Genomic DNA, 20,179 nt, shown 5'->3' with positions numbered 1-20,179 from the left:
TTTTTTGCAGTTGATTTTTAATCTCATGTGCTGTTTTCTTGGTATTTATAAATATGGATTTGTCTTTTATCTCATATTACCGTTGGATTATCTTTAGCTCTACCTTTATTTTTGTTTTTTTGACATTCCTATATTAATAGAAAGATGGAGTATGAATTAGAAACTAAACATGTTACAGCTAAGATAAGTAAAAAGTTTATTCAAGTATTTGGTGCGATTCTGTATTGCGTTGGCTGATGATTGAAGCAGTCTTTAAGGCAGCATTTTTTATGCAACTATCCGGGCAGTAAGTTGAAAAAAAGACGCGATTTTGCTGGTGGTTACCCCTAATCCACATGAGGTCGGTGGCTCTTTAAACAAACATTCTGCCGCCGTACGAGCAAATCGCCAGGCTCGCCGCTGCGATTTGGCCTGGTCGCCTGCACACTACCCTATTTTTAGTCCGCCCATTCAACATCGGTCGTGAACACAATTGTTAACCATCGATCAGTACTTTCCTCGCCGATGGCATTACCGATTTCATCACGGATTGCGTCCCACTCTTCAAGGCATTTAGCCGGCCACCCGCCAGGCACAATAAAATATAGTTCAATTTGTTTTCCCCGGCCAACCTTTGCGACGTAAGCTCGGTAAGAAACGAAGCCGTAGCGCTTCACAAAGTCCTGTGCGACCTCGTCCACATGCTGCTTGAGTGATTGAGGGGTGATCAGCAGGACATCCGCCAAGGCCCGCTTTACCGTTGAAATCGGCAGCGGAATAATTACCAAACAGATCAGTACAAGTACTGCCGGATCAATATAGGGTGTAAGCCATTCCAAATACGTTCCTTCAAAAGCGTATCCGATGCAAAACGCGATCAAGAGCGCAGCGGTTATACCACCGGTCATCATCCAGGCCTTAGCGTCAAGGGCAACAAAATCCGAGCTAAGTGTCTTGTTTAAGCGTGTTTCGAAAATCGACATGGAACAGCATGCGATCATCGTCACAACGGCATAGACGATGGCGAACCCGAACTCGAGATTGCGGCCGCCCGTCATAAGACTACCAATTGCATTAATCAATGCATAAACGGCCGCCCCCATGAGCATGACACCGTTGAGACCAAGGACGATTGGCTCCAAGTGCCAAAATCCCATTGTGAAGCGTTCACTCAATTTACCATTCTGCCTATTCGGTGCAGTGGACGAGGTAATCAACTTTGAGACAATGAGCGCCAAGACGCTCATGATTGCATCGGTCAGAGAATAGAACCCATCAAAGGTGATAGAGAACGAACCTGATAGCAGGCCGAAAATGATCCCAAAGCAAGCAACGAAGATGGTAACGCCAATGGAGACTCGAAGTATTCTTTGTTCGGTATTCAATTTTTTTCCCCCTAGGATTGCAGCCAGAATAGCCGTAGTAGCGTTTCCTCTACTGGACGCCTACTTAAAGTGAAAACATCACCATTATCTGCTCTTTAATATAATCTCCCAACCTTTCAAGTATCATTTTTGTCTTAAGGTTCAGAGTTTATACACCCTAAAACTTTCGTGTTCTTGACTGGTTTTTGGTTTATAAAAATCGATTAGTCTAATTTCCCTCGAACAGAGATAACTTAAAACTACTTTGAATATGATAAACGATGTGCAATCATTGATTTAACAGTGATTTCCAATTTGTCATACACAAATTATTACATAAGTGGACATAGAGTGGAAGAGTTGGTTGACTAAAAGGTACATGGTATGCAAAAAGTTCCTTGGAGCATTGGATTAGCTGAGCCTATGAAACTAAAAGACGAATTAATAAAAGGAGTTAAGGTATCATGAATGGAGTTTGATTTAACTCAAACTCCATTTAAGGATCGTCAAGATTGCAATCTTGAAGTTGGCATGAAATTAAAATACATTTAACTAAAACTAAGTAGGCGCGTGTGTCCTTAATTCTTTAGTAAAAAGCTTCATAACTGTTCAAATTAGCGGTGCTCTACATTAATAACAGAGGTTGCATATGCAGCCTTTTTTTTCATATGGCAATAACGGGGCAGGTTCGAACAAGAGATTGAATCATTGTGAATAATTATGTGGGAGTGGATGCAAAGAGTATATTCTGAGTATCAGGTTACATTTACCTGGGCAATATTGACGATAATGCTGAAGCGATCGGTGTATTCTGCATTGTTATGAATGCTAAATTGGATTAATGCTGTGGTACAAGGGAGATTTTTCTTTTTATTTGCTATCGTTATCGGTTGGAAGGCTATGTTAATTTTTCTATTCTCCTATGTACAACGTACCTTTTAATCGGAATAAGAGGTGACAGGCATGGGGCCATCAGAAAGTAGAATGACCATATAGATAATTAATGGTGTTGTTCTGTATAATGCTGGCGGTACATCATGTAGGATATTTACCTGACGTCACCCTTAAATAAAAATAGAAATACTTTGTGTAAGTTTTTGAGAGGATAAAATAGAATGTACACCACCTTATTAAGGAAAAGTGGTGTTTTTTTTTGTAATAGGGGGTTAATCTCTGTCTTGTTTAGTTCAGTTCTTTCAACGTTCGCTAAAGTCAAATACTTCTAAAACGTTCGACTTTGATTATATTGGCGAAAATCCGGTTGAATTCAAAAAGCTTGCATTATTTATTATTATTATTATAAAATACTTGTATACAAGTGTACTTGAACTCTATAAGAAGGTGAATTTATGGCTGAATCAAAGGAATTTCTTTATCCTGTAAAATGGCTTTCAAAAGCTTCAGCTGGCGATCGCGTTACATCCGAGCTTAGAATGCGTATTATTTCGGGGATGATTGAAAGCGGTGCCATCCTTTCTGAAAATAAATTAGCTGCTGATTTCGGTGTAAGCCGCTCACCCGTTCGTGAAGCGTTAAAAATACTGGCCTCTGAAAATATCATCCGATTAGAAAGAATGGGTGCGGTTGTCATTGGTTTAACAGAAAAAAAGTATGCAGAAATTTATGATGTACGTATTCTCATTGAAACGTTTGTATTTGAACGTCTAGTGAGGATGAACACGAATGAATTAGTAATGGAACTTAGTAAAATATTGGAAATGATGAAAGTGTCCATAAAATACCTGGATGCGGATGAGTTTTCCTATCAGGATGTTCTATTCCACGAAACGATCATTCGCTCCATCGATCATTCCTACATCCTGATGATCTGGGATAATTTAAAACCTGTAATGGAAAGTTTGATTCTTCTATCCATGCGCAGCCGTTTTAAAGAAAAGTATGAAGACTTTACACGGATCATAAATAATCATCAGCTTTATATTGATGCGATCAAAACAAAAGATCGAGACATCATGATTAAGTCGTTACATGAAAACTTTGATGATGTTCAAGGAAAAGTTGAAGACTTATGGATGGCTCAACAGATGCTTTCAAAAGGAGTCGAACAAGAAAATGACTAGCTATATGTTAGGAGTAGACATCGGTACAACAAGTACAAAAGCTGTATTATTCACGAAAAAAGGCGATGTCATCCAGCAAGAGAATATTGGCTATCCTCTTTACACACCGGATATGACAACGGCGGAACAAGACCCTGAGGAGATTTTCCAGGCTGTTCTGAAAGCCTTTTCAAATATAACGAAGCAGCATCCAGATAAAAAACCATCATTTATTTCATTTAGCAGTGCGATGCATAGTGTTATAGCTATGGATGAAAACGACCAGCCGCTAACCGCTTGCATCACCTGGGCAGATAATCGAAGTGAAGCTTGGGCCCATAAAATAAAGGATGAATTAGATGGGCATGAAGTTTACAAGCGAACCGGAACACCGATTCACCCGATGTCACCATTATCCAAGATTACCTGGATCGTGAATGATCACCCGGAGATCGCAACCAATGTTAAAAAGTATATCGGGATTAAAGAATATATCTTTAAAAAGTTCTTTGATCAATACGTTGTCGATTATTCCCTTGCTTCATCCATGGGCATGTTGAATCTCAAAAACTTGGATTGGGATGAGGAAGCCCTAAGAATTGCTGGAGTAACGCGTGATCAATTATCTGAACTCGTACCAACAACAAAGACCTTTAACAACTGTGACGCGGATTTAGCCAAACAGATCGGGATTGACCCAAAAACGCCATTTGTCATTGGGGCAAGTGATGGTGTCCTTTCAAATCTAGGTGTAAACGCTATCCGGAAAGGTGAAATCGCTGTCACGATCGGGACAAGCGGTGCGATTCGGACAATTATTGACGAACCGAAAACAGACGAAAAAGGAAGAATCTTTTGCTATGCCTTAACGGAAAAGCATTGGGTGATTGGCGGGCCGGTAAACAATGGGGGGATGGTCCTTCGCTGGATTCGCGATGAATTTGCTTCTTCCGAGGTGGAAACAGCTAAAAGACTCGGAATCGACGCTTATGAAGTCTTGACCAAGATTGCCGAACGGGTAAGACCGGGCGCTGATGGATTGTTATTCCATCCATATCTTGCAGGTGAACGTGCACCATTATGGAATCCGGACGTAAGGGGTTCATTTTTCGGATTAACGCTGTCGCATAAGAAAGAACATATGATTCGAGCGGCTCTAGAGGGAGTCATTTACAATTTATACACCGTATTTTTGGCCTTAACCGAATGCATGGACGGTCCCGTGACCCGAATTCAAGCTACGGGAGGCTTCGCAAGGTCGGCTGTTTGGCGGCAAATGATGTCCGATATCTTCGAATCGGAAGTCGTGGTTCCAGAAAGCTACGAAAGTTCGTGCCTTGGTGCTTGTATATTAGGGTTATATGCAACTGGGGAAATTAATTCCTTCGAAGTGGTTTCTGAAATGATAGGCAATACCCACAAGCACACACCGAAAGCTGATTCTGTAAATGAATACAGGCAGCTGCTGCCGATTTTCATTAACCTATCAAGGGTATTGGAAAACGAATATACACAGATTGCGAATTATCAAAGAAACTTAATAAATGCTGCAAAGTAAAGACATGGGGGGATTACAATGCCATTAGTCATTGTCGCTTTAGGAATTGTCGCTTTATTAATTTTAATAATGGGCTTAAAATTAAACACCTTTATTTCCTTGATCATTGTATCGTTTGGAGTTGCTTTAGCACTTGGGATGCCGCTTGACGGAATTGTCAAAACCATTGAAGCTGGATTAGGCGGAACACTCGGCCACTTAGCGTTAATCTTTGGACTTGGGGCGATGTTAGGTAAGTTGATCGCAGATTCGGGCGGAGCGCAGCGCATTGCCATGACTCTTGTTAAGAAATTCGGTGAAAAGAATATTCAATGGGCAGTCGTGGCAGCATCATTCATTATCGGTATCGCATTATTTTTTGAAGTGGGATTAGTATTATTGATTCCAATCGTATTTGCGATTTCAAGAGAATTAAAAGTTTCGATATTGTATCTTGGCATTCCAATGGTGGCGGCATTATCCGTAACACACGGTTTCTTACCGCCGCACCCAGGACCAACCGTCATCGCTGGTGAATATGGCGCAGACATTGGTCAGGTTTTACTTTACGGCTTCATCATTGCGGTTCCAACCGTTATTTTAGCTGGACCGATATTTACTAAGATAGCGAAAAGATTAGTACCTGAATCATTTACGAAAACAGGCAGCATTGCCTCATTAGGGGAACAAAAATCTTTTAAACTTGATGAAACACCTGGATTTGGAATCAGTGTATTTACTGCATTACTTCCGGTTATATTAATGTCAATTGCTACAATCATCACTTTGATGCAAAAAACGATGGGATTTGAAGATAATGGTCTACTGGCCGCTATCCGTTTTATTGGTGAAGCCGGTACTTCCATGTTGCTTTCCTTATTATTTGCGGTCTATTCAATGGGAGTGGCAAGAAAGATTCCAATGAAGGATATTATGGAATCTTGTACATCAGCGATCCTGAATATCGGAATGATGCTCTTGATCATTGGGGGCGGCGGAGCCTTCAAACAAGTATTGATCGATGGCGGTGTAGGTGACTATGTAGCTGAATTATTCAAAGGAACATCATTATCACCAATCCTGCTTGCCTGGATCATCGCGGCAATCCTGCGTATTTCATTGGGATCTGCTACAGTTGCTGCCTTGACGACAGCTGGTTTGGTTATTCCGATGTTAGGTCAGACGGACGTTAACCTTGCTCTGGTCGTACTTGCTACAGGAGCGGGAAGTTTAATCGCTTCACACGTTAACGATGCTGGTTTCTGGATGTTTAAAGAGTATTTTGGCTTAAGCATGAAAGAAACATTCGCAACATGGACTTTGCTTGAGACGATCATATCAGTGGCTGGATTAGGATTCATTCTATTACTAAGCTTATTTGTATAGGCTTTCCCGGCAGTAAATCCCCGACTTATGGCAGGGATTTACTGCCTATTATTCTTACATAAGAAGGAGCAGAAATAATGTTCAATACAATTGGTGTCATTGGTTTAGGGGTAATGGGCAGTAATATCGCGTTAAATATGGCTAATAAAGGAGAAAAAGTAGCTGTCTATAATTACACAAGAGATTTAACCGATCAGCTTGTTGCTGAATTGGACGGTCAGTCAATCCATCCGTATTACGAAATCCAAGATTTCGTTCAGTCACTGGAAACGCCAAGAAAGATTTTTCTGATGGTGACTGCGGGTAAAGCGATCGACTCGGTGATCACTTCATTACTTCCTCATCTTGAATCGGGCGATATTATCATGGACGGCGGTAACTCCCATTACGAAGATACTGAACGCAGATATGATGAATTGAAATCTAAAGGATTCAGTTATGTAGGAATTGGTATTTCCGGCGGGGAAGTCGGTGCGTTAAAAGGACCTTCAATCATGCCAGGAGGAGATAAAGACGCCTATGAAAAAGTAGCTCCAATCCTGACAAAAATCGCAGCTAAAGTAAATGATGCTCCTTGCTGTACCTATATCGGTCCAAAAGGGGCAGGTCATTTTGTGAAAATGGTACATAACGGGATTGAGTATGCAGATATGCAATTAATCGCCGAAGCATATACATTTTTAAGAGAAAAATTGCATTTAGAGGTTAATGAAATTGCTGACATCTTTGAAACATGGAATCAAGGCGAACTGAAAAGTTATTTAATCGAAATCACGGCCGAAATCTTAAGGAAAAAAGATGAAGTAACGGGCTTACCATTGATTGATGTGATTCTCGATAAAGCAGGACAAAAAGGCACAGGAAAATGGACCAGCATGCAAGCGATTGATAACGGAATACCAGCATCGATCATTACAGAGTCTTTGTTTGCGCGCTACATTTCCGCTCTAAAAGAAGAACGGGTTCATGCGGAAAACATTCTAACAGGGCCTGAGAACGTTCAGCAAAAATTAGATAAAAATGAGTGGATTGACTATATTAGGCAAGCATTATATATGGGAAAGGTTTGTGCATACGCGCAAGGTTTCACTCAATATAAAATGAGTTCTGAACTTAACGGCTGGGATTTGCCTTTGAAGGATATTGCGCTTATTTTCCGCGGCGGCTGCATCATTCGGGCAGAATTTTTAAACGTCATTAGCGAAGCCTATCAAGAGCAGCCAAATCTGGCCAATTTATTGATTTCACCATATTTCGCTGAAAAGGCTGCAAAGTACCAGGTGGGATTGCGAAAGGTAGTCTGTGAGGGAATAAATTCCGGCATCTCGTTTCCATGTTTAGGCTCTTCACTTACTTATTACGATAGTTATCGAACAGGAATCTCAAATGCTAACCTTTTGCAAGCACAACGTGATTATTTTGGTGCGCATACCTATGAACGACGTGATTTAGCAGGGGTTTTCCACACGAACTGGCAGTGATGGAAAGTGACAAAAGAAATAGTCATTTGTAATACCATTCATGTAGTTGAAACAGGTATTTTACTTCAAAAAAGAGTTGCTTTGGCAACTCTTTTTTCTTATTTAACAAAAGGTGCAGCTAGTGGATAAAGGAATTTTAGTGAGGGAAAAAAGATTGATTGCGTTATTTTGAACCATGGGTGAACTTCAAAATGGAAAAAGTCTTGGTGGAAAAGATTGAGGGGCAATGAATAATATTTTTGGGGGAGGTTTAATACTCAGGTTAAGTGGTATATAAATGTATCGGTTTAAAGCATTTAATTCCCCTGACACCTTAATTTTACAGCCGGGGTTCGCAAACCTTTCTTGAATAATGTCAGCAAGTGGCACATATTCTTCTTTTGGATATTACCAAATTATTTCCGCGTGGAAAAGGAGTGATATATCATGAGGCAAATGTGTATTTACTGTTTTAAATGGGCTGACATAGATACGATGACACCAATTTTTGAACAAGGTAGAGAGTTCGTCAATTATTATTGTGAAGATTGTGTTAATGCTGTTATGGATAATTTGTTTAAGCTCCCATACAAACATGCATGCGAACCATCAAGAATCCACTAGCATCAAGATGTGCGATTTAATAGTTAAGCGAGTGTGCTGGAACAGCATAACGAAAGGCCATCTCAAACGAGAAGGGCTTTTTTTGTTCGGGTTTTTATTGAAAGATGAATGGGGAGCATATGTAATCATTTCAAGTTGATCTCGTTGAATAGAATGATGTTTCGAAAGCATCCTCATCACCTCAAGTTTTAATAGATCTATTTTAAAACAAAAAAGACTGTAGGCAAAAGGAGTTCTATCCAAATTTTTAAACATAGTTGATTGGAGCGGGTGTGCGAGACTCCTGCGGGAATAGCGAGTCCATGGGAGACCCCACAGGCGCAAGTGCGCCGAGGGCTGACCGCCCGCGAAAGCGAGTGCCTACGTTCCAATCAACGTCTAAATTTGTACAAGCAACTGTAGACAAACTCGATTTTCATCGAGTTTGTCTACAGTCTGAGGCCTCCCACAGTTTACTGAGGGGAGGCCTTTTCTTATCAAGTAATCCGGAGGTTGACCCTAGTCATTTCAACCCACTTAAACAACATGATCATACCGAATATTATTAAGTGGTACTCATAAGGTAGTATATCGGATTGAGGAAAAATATGAATTCGGATTAGATATAAATAATAAAAACAGTTAAAGAAACTAAGCATTTAAGGGGAAGATTAACCTGTTAAAGGAATTCTATGTTTGTTATACTCTTGACGCTGATGTTAAGTGGGAGAAAATAAAAAAAGGATTGAGTAGTAAAAAAGAGGATGTTTTACAAGAAGTCTTAAAAAGGATGGAACACTGTGAGTATTTAATAGTGAAAAGTGAAAGTAAGCATCATATTATTCATACATCTTTAATACGTTATATACGTATTTTTGATAAGAAATAAGTAATCTCACTACTGATATCCTGGAATATAAGTTATGGTTGTATTCTCCTAACAGTCTATCTGGGAGGGGATTTTTCTATGGCAAAAAAAGGAAAACTTTTTCATGCATATACAGAGCGAGTATGGTTGGTTAACACTTTTGAAAGGAGTGTAAAGATGAATAAGGAATGGGATGATGGTTTTATTGAGGCATTAATGGTTTCCCTACAAGACGAAAGAGTCATTGAAAAGATACAAGCAATAGCAGAAGCGGGCTCGTATAGTCAATTGGGGGAGCATAAGGAGCTGCTGAAAGAAAAAGAAAATGAAATAGCAAAACTTCAACAAGAGCTTGCCTCGAAAAAAGCAGAAATTAGTGAGTGCCAAATAATGATCCACCATCTGAATGAGAAAATGGAATCCTATTATAATGAATTGCAAAAGAGAAGAGCGGACTATCGGGAAGCAGAAGAACTTTACGAAGCTGTTCAACAATTATCCGAAACCACTAAAAGTTCCTTGAAAGGAATCTTCAAGGGTGGTTCCGTGCAGGAATTTATAGTCTGTGGCGTGCAATATGAAAACATTTCATCTTTGTGGGATTTTATCAAAAACGAGATTATGGAAGGACGGGAGCAGGAAAGAGAGACTTTGCTCGCCCTTTTTCTGTATTTCTTTCAAGAGTACAGTAAAACATACGATACCCCTTTATATAAAATACAGGAAGTGAAAATGAATGAGGTCTTCAGGGAGGACTTATACATAAGGGCCTTAAATAGCAAAATATCCGGGAACATCATGGAAGTCCTGCTGCCAGGATATATAAGCATTAATGGTAAAACCATTAAAAAATCCGTTGTGAGAATCTAGCAGGCGAAACAGAGAATGATAGTAAAGGAGAAATACAATGACATCGATTATTATCCCAGAGATTGAAGAAGGCATTGAAAAAATCCTTCTTGTGCAATGGTATAAACAGCCAGGCGATTATATTACGGTCGGCGAAAGCTTAGCCAAATTCAGCTGTGAGGGCATCGAATTTGACCTCTTTTCAGAAAAAGAAGGTACCCTTAAAGAATTGAACGTAGCGGAGGATACTATAGTCAAGATTGGTGACCTGATATGTTATTTGGATTCTGGTGATGCAATTTCTGAAGAATTATTAAAAGAAGTTGAAAAACAAGAAACGATGGAAGATAAAGAGCCGATTGAGAACGTAACAAGCTTAGCCGAAAAAAATAACATAGACAGTTCCATATACTTAATGAATAAGAACGAAGAGCAGGTTCCATTCTCAACGGATTCCCAAACCGTTCCGGTCTCTGCCATTTCAATGACTTATAAAGAAGTGAGATCGTTAATCAGCCATTTATATCAGAGTGCAGAAGAAACCTTCTTCAAGGATGAGGCGAGCTTCTTTCAAGACATTAAAAAAATGCTCCGTTCCAGATGGGTTTACATGAATGATGGGAATATTATATATGATCACAACATCGCAGCGGTATTTCCTTATAGAAAATACTATGAATTAATGGACGAGGATTTTGACTATAAAAAGCATCTGGACGTTTCCGGTTTTAAAGGTGATGCCATGACACGGGAAGAGGCTGCGAAAAGTTTCAATACAACCGATCACCCTGTATATAAGAGAATATTAACTTTAGACGATTATTCCGCGAATAAAAATCCTTCCATTTCAAGGATATTTGCCAATCAAACGGCTAACTCTTCTAAATCGATAGCGTTTAAATCCAACGGGTACGACATTCAAAGCTACGATGTAGTAAATCAAAAAAACAATTTGCTGGGAAAAGGATTTTTCGTTCCCGTCCTCCGTTTAAATGGGGAAAATGCTTTTGAAATCAATGACCGAAAGGCTCTCCATCTTTGGCTGGAAAACCGGTTAGTTCCAAGCGGATTAAGCGCAGAACGCCAGAAGGAGTATGATTATTTGCTGGAATTGTATCAATTAAAGGAATTAGATCATGAAAGTTTTCTTAAAGAATTGCCATCGATCGCTATCGATTCCAACACTTTTTATGAGAAGCTTTTAAACTCTGAAAAAGTAAGGGCTGATATTGATACATATGATGAAAAGATGTTAACAGATCCAAACCGGGGACATTGGGATTTATGGCCTGTCACCTCTGATGAAAAACCTTTAACGATAAAACTGAACGAAGAAATAATGGCCAGGAACCCTAAAATGGATATTAGGGAGGACGGCATAGTCGGCATTGATTTTGGAACGAAAAGTACAGTTGTCGTTCATCAAGAAGAAAGTGATGTTACTCTTCCCATGCGTATTGGGGTTGGCTACCTAAACACGGAAGTACAAGACTGGCATTATGAAAATCCAACCGTGATTGAATTTATTGATTTAGAACATTTCCTGGAGCTATATCAAGAAAAAGAAGGAAGACCAGATACAAGGTGGCAGGATGTGACGGTTTCCCACAATGCACTTAACAACTTGATGAATGGAAAGAGTGACCATTATTATTCCATATTGAATAATCTAAAGCAGTGGGCTGGAGAAAAGAATAACGAACTCCGATTAAAAGACAAGAGGGGATATGCCGTTGTACTGCGTTCCTTTTTGGACTTAACCGATCAGGAAATCAACCCAATCGAGTTGTACGCCTATTACCTCGGTTTGTATATCAATAACCAGAACAATGGAATTTACCTCGATTACACCTTATCTTTCCCGGTGACGTATGAAAAAGAGGTAAGGGAAAAAATTCTAACGTGTTTTGAACGCGGGTTAAAAAAGACGCTTCCTATGCCGATTCAGCAGGATGAAGAATTAATGAAAAAGTTTCGTGTCACCGCTGGGGCGAGTGAACCTGCTGCCTATGCCGTTTGTGCGTTACAGGAATACGGATTTGAACCGGAAGAGGATGAAAAAACGTACTACGGTGTGTTTGATTTTGGTGGAGGAACGACAGATTTTGATTTTGGGATTTGGCGCGAAGCGGGCTTGAAAGAAAGCAGATATGATTATGTCATTGAACATTTTGCAGCGGGCGGGGACCGGTATTTAGGCGGTGAGAACATGCTGGAGCTTTTGGCGTTCCAAGTGTTTAAAAACAACCAAAGAACAATGCGTGAGTTAAACATTCCTTTTACCCTCCCAGCGGAATGTGTGAAATTTCCCGGAAGTGAAACATTGATTAATGAGTCACAAGAATCCTATTTAAATACGAAACAATTGGTGGAAAAATTAAGGCCGCTTTGGGAAAGACATGAACGGTATGAAGAACAGTTTGGAAAAGGTATGATCCGGGCAGATTTATTTGACAAAGCCGGCCGCGCAAAACTCAATGTGGAACTATTGATCGATCAAGATGAAATGGAACAGTTGATTGAGGAAAGAATCGACAAAGGCATTAAAAATTTCTTTGAGTCTCTACGGCGCGCTTTTGCCCGGTCAGAACACAGCAAAATTAATAAAGTGAATATACTGCTTGCGGGTAATTCAAGTAAATCCCCGGTCGTCATGAATCTATTTAATAAATGGATTGAAAGGGAAGTGCAGAACACTCAAAACTGGGGGGAAGTGTCTGGTGCCCTTTTTGAGATTCTCCCGCCACTAGGGACAGAAGGCGCTTATTTAAAGCAAGAAGAGAGAAACAGAGTGGTTAACCGGGATATAATAACAGCCCCTACAGGAAAAACAGGCGTTGCCTTTGGGCTTGTACAAAGCAGAAAAGGCGGAAGTATAAAAGTTATTGACTGCGATATGGTGAATGGGGAATCAAAGTTCAAGTATTTTCTTGGCATCGGGAGAAAAGGGAAATTAAAAACAATGATTGATCAAGAAGAAGAGTATAACAAATGGCATCTTTTCATTGATGCATCAGAAGAAGACTTTGAGATTTATTACACAAGCCTGCCGGAAGCTAGTACCAACCAGCTTGATATTAAGCAGGCACAGAGGAAAAAGCTTCGAATAAAGCATGTAGATGATTCAGCATTTGTTTATATTCGGACCATAAGCCCGACTGTCATCGAATATGTTGTTGCAGATGAAGGCTCGATTATAAGTGGGAATTATCTAAGTGAAATTACTAAAGTGGATTTAAGTTAATCTTTTTGTTGGTGAATTCAGGAAGATATCTTAAACAAAGGCTGTTTTCGCATACTTTGTTGCTATTTACCAAGTAAAACGGTGAGGTTGATTTCCCCTCCAGATGCTCGCTTTCCGCGGGGCGGGCGGTGAGCCTCCTCGGCGTAAACGCCTGTGGGGTCTCACCTGTCCCGCTGCTCCCGCAGGAGTCTCGCACTTGCGCTCCAATCAACCTTAAATAGTTTTGTTTTAAAAACAACAATCTTTACGAAAAGAGCCTAAACAAAAAATATTTTCGTGACACACAACAGATAATTCAATTGTATGGGCATTTGTGGGTTGATTGATTCAATTGAACATATCAAGATTAGAGGTGCTATGTTTTATCTGAGTGTTATATAAATAGAAGATGTCTTCACCTGTTGCATCGGTTAAGGTTTTATGAAAAAGGCGCCTTGAGTGGAAAATAACTCACTTTTAAGTTAAGGGCCTCCCACAGTTTACTGTAGGAGGCCTTTTCATGCTCATCGGATATTGTATTTCCATGGTCACTGTTTAATAGCTTCCCGTGGTGCTTGCAATGGAAGAAGTTTTCACTTTCAACGTTTAATGCTAGATACTCTAGTTGTTATTCTGAGGTTTTACCTTTTAATCCTCCTGATGTGCCATAATCATTAATTGTTAACTTTACATCGTAGTTGATTGGAGTTTCGCTAAATGTTTGGCCCCAATCCTTTTTGACTTTCTTCCATACTTTGGGGTGCTCAATTCTCAATCGATTTCCAAAGCCGGCAACGTCCACTTGGTATTCTTTTTGCATTTTTTCTACTACATTTCTCACCAAGCGTTCCACTTCTTTTTCAGAGGATTTTTCTGCCTTTTTGAGAAATTCATTTTTGAAAGTATTTCCTGAAATCACCCAATTCTCAGACAGCCTTCCCACTGATTCAATTTTTACATCAAAAGAGATGTTGTTTCCTTTAACTTTAGGTATAATGCTGCTTTTTATGGACTCTACCTCATACACAATCAGCTGACCAGTCTCTTCATCAAAGCTTTTCAATACACCGCCTTTTCCCTTACCTGTTATCCATGTGACGCCCTCCAGTTCCTCCTCATTCAAAGTACCAGTCATTTTGTGTGTCTTTCCATTGATTACGGCAGCCCCGGCAAATTTGACTTCCCCATTCACTGATAGTACATTTTGCAACAGAAAACTAGATCCTGATTTAATCTTACTTTCTACCTTAATAAGCGACATAGGAGGCAAAATCCTCGCTGTTCGATAGGCATTCTCTCCAATACCAACCAAACGAAACGCTGGAATTTCCCCTGCTGTCTTTGTTTCCAGTGTGTTGCTCGCTTTTCCTTTACTGATGAGCAAAAGACAGCTTGGTCTAAAATCATTATCACGAAAGTTAAGATCAAGTATTTGTTCCAAACCATACAATTTTGCAAGCTTTTCACTGATAACAATCACTTTCATATGGTGAGCGGTTAAGGGTTGTTCACTTCTCAATGATAATTCACGAGTCATTTGAAGAATGGAATCTCCCGTTTGAGAAACATTAATATAAGATTTTTTTTGTGGGCCGGCTTGTTTCGTTGTTGAACTTGCTACTTGTGGAGTGATAAGCTGATAGGTTGCAGTAATCAGGTCTTTTTTCAAATATCCCCCCCCTTGTTCATTTATCTCTTTTTCGATGGGTGTCTTCTTGGCTTTATCGAATGCCATACCTACACCTAAACTTTGCTCTTCAATTTCATGACTGCTCCAGCATCCTGTAAGGGTTAAGAACAAAAGAACGGAGAGGGAAATGAAGAGGGGACGTATATTGTTATGTGGTTGTTTCATATTTTCCTCCCTTTATTCTTGAGATGATAAGCAGGAGAAGCGGAAGTAAACCAAATAAAAACATTGCGACATTGCCGACGAAATCCCCTAGTTTAAATAGGTCATTCATATTTTTCGGAACCATGGCAATGATGTATAGAACCGGAAGTAAGCCAAACATGAATGGGTGAATGCTCTTTTTTGAAAGTTGAGCTAGCCCTAAAGCGGCTGCGAAGTAGGTTATGGTAAATGTGGCGAATATTTGCATGATCCATACCACGAGCAAAAAAGATTCAAACCGTTCAAAGATCAAACCGGAGATTTCAAAACTCCGTATCAGATCAAGAGTTGGCCATGTTCTCAAGACCACTCCATCAATAGACAATGCTCCGATAACCATGACGACCGTTATCACGTAAAAAATCAATGGAATGGAAACTCCAACAAGCATGGCTTTTACTGCTTTTTTGGGCTGATTCATAAACGGAAGAAGCAGTAATATGATTTCAGGACCTGAAAAAGCGAGAGCCGTTGTTTTTACTCCTTTTAGTACAGGAGTGATTCCTTCTCCTAATACCGGACGCAGATTATCAATCTCAAATATTTTGATGCTCATAAAGGCAACTACCAAAAAAAGGATAACCGTCAAAGGTAATATAATTTCAAAAAGACGGGCTATCGGGTTAATGCCACCGATGATGAGATAAAGACCTACCCACATGAAAATCATAATAATTGCCCATGTAGGGGTACCCTCCAGAAGTAAATACCTTATAACTTCAGCCATTGAGCGGATCTGAAATCCGGATGTCGTAAGGAAATAACAGATTATAACTAAACTGAGTAAACTCCCCACCCATTTTCCTGCAATTTCATTGATGTATTGATAAAAGGTCTTATCGGGAAACTGTTGGCTTAATTTGACCATGATCACCCCTGCGATTATCGCGATGATCCCGCCTATTATAACGCTTATCCATACATCTGGTGTATGCACCTTCTCCGTAGCTGAACGGGGTAGGGTGAGTAATCCTGTACCGAGTATAAAGTTGATGATAATGACAGCTGTTTGAGGAGTCGTGATTTGGTCTTTCGGATTGAGAATCATTCTTTTAATCACCCTTTCACCGATAGGTTATCCTTTACGTATGGGATTTTTTGTATGCATCATCTTTGGACGGCGCTTCATCATCATAAGCGGCATGCGAACCATCAGGTCTTTCCATTCACTTAAACGATAAGGAACGGCTGGACTCATATAAGGTACACCAAAGCTTTTTAATTTCACTAAATGGCTGGTCATTAAAAGAAAAAAGAGAATGACCCCGTATAATCCAAATGTGGCAGCACAAATCATAGCTGGAAAACGCAGAATCCGTAATGTAATCCCAATACTATAGTGCGGAATGGAAAAAGATGATATAGCAGTTAACGCTACTACAATCACCAAAACAGGGCTAACGATCCCTGCCTGTACAGCAGCTTCCCCAATGATTAAACCGCCGACGATACCCATTGCCGGACCAATTGGCTTAGGCAATCGCAGTCCTGCTTCCCTCAGAATTTCGATGGATATTTCCATGAATAATGCTTCGATAAGTGCAGGAAACGGAACCCCGGACCTGGTTCCTATAATGGAGACGGCCAGTTTGGTCGGAATCAACCCTGAATGAAATGAGATGAAAGCTATATATAAAGACGGTGTAAAAAGAGCCAAAACAACTGTGAGATAACGGAGTAAACGTATGAATGTGCCAGGAATCCATCTTTCATAATAATCTTCTGGTGATTGTAACATCATGCTTAATGTAACTGGAACGATCAAAGCGAATGGCGTCCCATCCAATAAGATGGCCACCCGGCCTTCCATCAAAGCAGCAATCACGCGATCAGGACGCTCTGTATTCTGTACCTGAGGAAAAGGACTAAGGTAATTATCCTCGATGAGTTGCTCTACATAACCAGATTCCGGCACATTATCAATATCAATTTTCTTAATTCGATTTTCTACCTCTTGAACTAATTCGGGATCAACAATATCTTTAATGTAAGCGACAACTAAGTCTTTTCTTGACTGCTTACCTACTTGGAATTGTACTAACGATAAATTTTCAATTTCACCACTACTTCTTAAAAAAGACGTATTATCAACTAAAGATTCAGTGAAACCGATCCGTGGACCTCTGACTAATGCCTCTGACACCGGCTCTTCAACAGTCCTTGTTTTTATTTTTGTTGTACCAAGGATTAGGGCATCCACTAATCCATCAATTAAAAGCGCGGTAGAACCTGTTAATACTTTTGATGCTAACCCTTTAATGGAACCAACTTCTTCTACCTCACTGATAGATAACACTTCATTTTTTATGAATTCTTTTGAAATGCTTCCTTTGATGTAAGGAAGGTCTTGTTTATATTCTGCTGAAAAGTCAACCATCAATGATGTCATGATATGTTTATCAATGATTTCTTTATCTGATAATCCATCTGCATAAATGATAATTGACCGAATACCGGTACGGCCGATATTAAATTCTCGAAAATGAACATCCCAATTATGTCCAATTTCTTGCTTAACCATTTCTAGATTTAAATTAAAATTATCTGTAAACTGATCAGTTGAATCTTGGGAGGTATTTGCCTCTTGTTTGTCTTTATCGGTACCTTTTCCTTTTTTACCGATCTTTGATATCCACTCTTTCATTTTCATCACTCATCCTTTGAGTTGCGAAGCCGATTAAACAATTTGGAGATTAAATACGGAATAACAAACACAATAAAAGCTTGTATAAAAACCTGCCATTCTGGAAGGTAGGAAACAATAGTTTTCCACATTTTCATCACCCTATACTTGTTTCAAGTAGCCGCTAAAATTCCTTTAATTCTCAAATAGTATTAATATCTTCCACGTTTCTTATGCAATGAAGTTAAAAGCAATTAGCCGTATTTACATACTTTATACTTCGTATGTACTATGTGAAAAAATTGATTTTGAATATAATTGAGGAGAAGGAAGAGGCCAAATCGATGTCTGGGACTTGTCCGAATGACTCATTGATTATAGTAGTGAGCTTTAATGAACATAGGCTTTACTTCTTAGAACGGGGGATGACTTAAGCTCAAGATTTGAAATATAATTTTAAAAATATCAAGATCAAATTGAAATGATGTTCGAAATAACATATACTGAAAATTGAGAATTATTTGTAAATATCACCCGATTTTGGGAAATTTCTGCATTAACCAACTTGAAATAAGAGATCCAAATCACAACCCGGAACATATTATCAAATTGTAAAGCCTGGTGTAAAAAGGACGGAATGAATGAGAATATTAGCTTTCGGTTAAGTTGTTCTTTATTTTTAAAAGTGATTTCAAAGGAGTGGAAAATGATGAATATATGGACAAGCTGCACACTGAGTTCAATTCTGGCACTTTCCTTATTAGCACCTTCCGTGTCTTTTGCTAATGAAAACTCAAATCATGAAGCCGCTGTGAGTAAGGAGACTGCCAGTCAGTATCCAATATTAAAGAAAGTAAATAAACCGGAAGAAGCGGGATTTTCGTCTGAAAAGCTGGAAAAAGTGGATCAGCTCATTGAAATGGAAGTGGCGGCCGGTTTCCCCGGTGCTGCCTTGATTGTCATAAAGGACGGAAAGATCGTTAAAAATGAAAGCTACGGGTACAAACAGAAGTTTAATGAACATACAACTCTTAAGAAGTTTCAAAAAATGGAAAATGACACGTTATTTGACCTTGCTTCAAACACGAAGATGTATGCAACCAATTTTGCCATTCAGAAATTAGTCAGCGAAGGCAAGCTGAATATCCAGGCAAGAGTGCAGCAATACATTCCTGAATTCAAAGACACGGAGGAGGATGTGATCAAAGGAAAGGATAATCTGAGGGTTATTGATGTTCTACATCATACTGCGGGGTTTAGACCCGACCCGCAATACCATAATCCAAAGGTTTCCAAAGAACTTTATTCCCAGGAGCGGGATAAAACCATCGAGTTCATTTCCAAGACACCGCTCACATATGTACCTGGAACACAGAATGTTTACAGTGATGTGGATTATATGCTGCTTGGTGCCATTGTTGAAGATGTAACGGGTCAGCAGCTTGATGTCTATGTTGAAAATGAATTGTACAAGCCGCTTGGTTTGAAAAATACTAAGTTCAATCCTCTGCGAAAGGGCTTTAAGCCAAGGGATTTTGCCGCAACCGAATTGCTTGGCAACACCCGGGATGGCGTGATAGATTTCCCTAACATTCGTACATACACACTTCAAGGGGAAGTGCATGATGAAAAAGCCTTTTATTCGATGGGGGGCGTTTCAGGGCATGCCGGCCTTTTCTCCAATACGAAAGATATGGCCGTCCTTCTGCAGGTGATGCTGAATGGCGGGGGATACGGTAAACATACGTTGTTTGATCAAGAAACAATCGATGAATTCGTCGCACCTTCCGAGATGAATCCTACATATGGTCTTGGTTGGAGACGAAATGGCGATGCTAGCATGGAGTGGATGTTCAGTCCTCTTGCAAGCGACAGTGCCTATGGTCACACTGGATGGACCGGGACGGTCACGATCATTGATCCGGAAATAGATTTAGGGATCGTTTTACTAACTAATAAAAAGCACTCTCCGCTCGTCAATCCTGTAGCCAATTCCAATCAGTTTTTTGGCGACCTCTTCAAAACAGGAAGCTATGGAAGTGTTGTAACTGCGATTTATGAAGCATTGGAAACGAATGAATAAACGGATATCTCCATAAAGTTTAGGCTGTTTTCACATACTTTGTTGCTATTTACCAGGTAGTGAGTTGTGGTTGATTTCCCCTCCAGATGCTCGCTTTCCGCGGGGCGTGCGGTGAGCCTCCTCGGCGTAAACGCCTGTGGGGTCTCACCTGTCCCGCTGCTCCCGCAGGAGTCTCGCACTTCCGCTCCAATCAACCTTAAATAGTTTCGTTTAAAAACAACAATCTTTACGAAAAGAGCCAAAGTTTAAG

12 protein-coding genes are annotated in these 20,179 nt (G+C 39.8%); 8 read left to right on the top strand and 4 right to left on the bottom strand.

The annotated features are described in order from the left end of the window. Positions 1-437 precede the first annotated feature (437 nt). On the bottom strand, positions 438-1,364 hold the full coding sequence (locus OTG27_RS20610; RefSeq protein WP_268937947.1) for a cation diffusion facilitator family transporter: 927 nt from the start codon (positions 1,362-1,364) through the stop codon (positions 438-440). 1,328 nt (positions 1,365-2,692) lie between these two features. On the opposite strand from OTG27_RS20610, the gene OTG27_RS20605 reads away from it, so the two are divergent. From OTG27_RS20605 to OTG27_RS20575, 7 genes are all read left to right on the top strand, one after another. Next, a complete protein-coding gene (locus tag OTG27_RS20605; protein ID WP_048687535.1) occupies positions 2,693-3,424 on the top strand; it encodes a GntR family transcriptional regulator in 732 nt (243 codons plus the stop codon). Beyond that, a complete protein-coding gene (gntK, locus tag OTG27_RS20600; protein ID WP_268937946.1) occupies positions 3,417-4,961 on the top strand; it encodes a gluconokinase in 1,545 nt (514 codons plus the stop codon). The genes OTG27_RS20605 and gntK overlap by 8 nt, the downstream gene beginning before the upstream one ends. Before the next feature lie 18 nt (positions 4,962-4,979). Beyond that, on the top strand, positions 4,980-6,326 hold the full coding sequence (locus OTG27_RS20595) for a GntP family permease (RefSeq protein ID WP_191930589.1): 1,347 nt from the start codon (positions 4,980-4,982) through the stop codon (positions 6,324-6,326). A gap of 77 nt (positions 6,327-6,403) precedes the next feature. Further along, positions 6,404-7,807: a decarboxylating NADP(+)-dependent phosphogluconate dehydrogenase gene (gene gnd / locus OTG27_RS20590; RefSeq protein WP_268937945.1), complete on the top strand. Its 1,404-nt coding sequence runs from the start codon at positions 6,404-6,406 to the stop codon at positions 7,805-7,807. Positions 7,808-7,813: 6 nt separating this feature from the next. After that, the gene (locus tag OTG27_RS20585) at positions 7,814-7,936 is read left to right on the top strand and encodes a hypothetical protein (protein ID WP_268937944.1); all 123 of its coding nucleotides are present in this window, start codon (positions 7,814-7,816) and stop codon (positions 7,934-7,936) included. Between the two features lie 1,498 nt (positions 7,937-9,434). Beyond that, a complete protein-coding gene (locus tag OTG27_RS20580) occupies positions 9,435-10,127 on the top strand; it encodes a coiled-coil domain-containing protein (protein ID WP_268937943.1) in 693 nt (230 codons plus the stop codon). Between the two features lie 37 nt (positions 10,128-10,164). Beyond that, positions 10,165-13,350, top strand: a complete 3,186-nt coding sequence (locus OTG27_RS20575; RefSeq protein WP_268937942.1) for a biotin/lipoyl-containing protein — start codon at positions 10,165-10,167, stop codon at positions 13,348-13,350. Between the two features lie 607 nt (positions 13,351-13,957). Here the strand turns inward: OTG27_RS20575 and OTG27_RS20570 are convergent. From OTG27_RS20570 to OTG27_RS20560, 3 genes are read right to left on the bottom strand one after another with little or no spacing between them, the layout of a single operon-like run. After that, positions 13,958-15,184: a Ger(x)C family spore germination protein gene (locus OTG27_RS20570; RefSeq protein WP_268937941.1), complete on the bottom strand. Its 1,227-nt coding sequence runs from the start codon at positions 15,182-15,184 to the stop codon at positions 13,958-13,960. Further along, positions 15,168-16,271 (bottom strand): spore germination protein, encoded by a 1,104-nt coding sequence (locus tag OTG27_RS20565; protein WP_268937940.1) that lies wholly within the window; start codon positions 16,269-16,271, stop codon positions 15,168-15,170. The genes OTG27_RS20570 and OTG27_RS20565 overlap by 17 nt, the downstream gene beginning before the upstream one ends. Before the next feature lie 27 nt (positions 16,272-16,298). Continuing rightward, positions 16,299-17,873, bottom strand: coding sequence for a spore germination protein (locus OTG27_RS20560; RefSeq protein WP_268937939.1), 1,575 nt, complete (start codon positions 17,871-17,873; stop codon positions 16,299-16,301). Between the two features lie 682 nt (positions 17,874-18,555). Here OTG27_RS20560 and pbp4b point away from each other — a divergent pair. Further along, positions 18,556-19,929 carry a penicillin binding protein PBP4B gene (pbp4b, locus tag OTG27_RS20555; RefSeq protein ID WP_268937990.1) on the top strand — a complete coding sequence of 458 codons (1,374 nt, stop codon included), beginning with the start codon at positions 18,556-18,558 and terminating at the stop codon, positions 19,927-19,929. Positions 19,930-20,179: the final 250 nt, after the last annotated feature.

Source organism: Peribacillus sp. AS_2 (assembly GCF_026891895.1).
Taxonomy (GTDB): Bacteria; Bacillota; Bacilli; order Bacillales; family DSM-1321; genus Peribacillus; species Peribacillus frigoritolerans.
This window is presented reverse-complemented; position numbering and strand designations above follow the sequence as displayed.

Bases quoted from the DNA above. Each gene is read 5' to 3' on its own strand.
- OTG27_RS20570 (WP_268937941.1), bottom strand. From the start codon at position 15,184: ATGAAACAACCACATAACAATATACGTCCCCTCTTCATTTCCCTCTCC.
- OTG27_RS20580 (WP_268937943.1), top strand. From the start codon at position 9,435: ATGAATAAGGAATGGGATGATGGTTTTATTGAGGCATTAATGGTTTCC.
- pbp4b (WP_268937990.1), top strand. From the start codon at position 18,556: ATGAATATATGGACAAGCTGCACACTGAGTTCAATTCTGGCACTTTCC.
- gnd (WP_268937945.1), top strand. From the start codon at position 6,404: ATGTTCAATACAATTGGTGTCATTGGTTTAGGGGTAATGGGCAGTAAT.
- OTG27_RS20605 (WP_048687535.1), top strand. From the start codon at position 2,693: ATGGCTGAATCAAAGGAATTTCTTTATCCTGTAAAATGGCTTTCAAAA.
- OTG27_RS20565 (WP_268937940.1), bottom strand. From the start codon at position 16,271: ATGATTCTCAATCCGAAAGACCAAATCACGACTCCTCAAACAGCTGTC.
- OTG27_RS20575 (WP_268937942.1), top strand. From the start codon at position 10,165: ATGACATCGATTATTATCCCAGAGATTGAAGAAGGCATTGAAAAAATC.
- gntK (WP_268937946.1), top strand. From the start codon at position 3,417: ATGACTAGCTATATGTTAGGAGTAGACATCGGTACAACAAGTACAAAA.
- OTG27_RS20560 (WP_268937939.1), bottom strand. From the start codon at position 17,873: ATGAAAATGAAAGAGTGGATATCAAAGATCGGTAAAAAAGGAAAAGGT.
- OTG27_RS20595 (WP_191930589.1), top strand. From the start codon at position 4,980: ATGCCATTAGTCATTGTCGCTTTAGGAATTGTCGCTTTATTAATTTTA.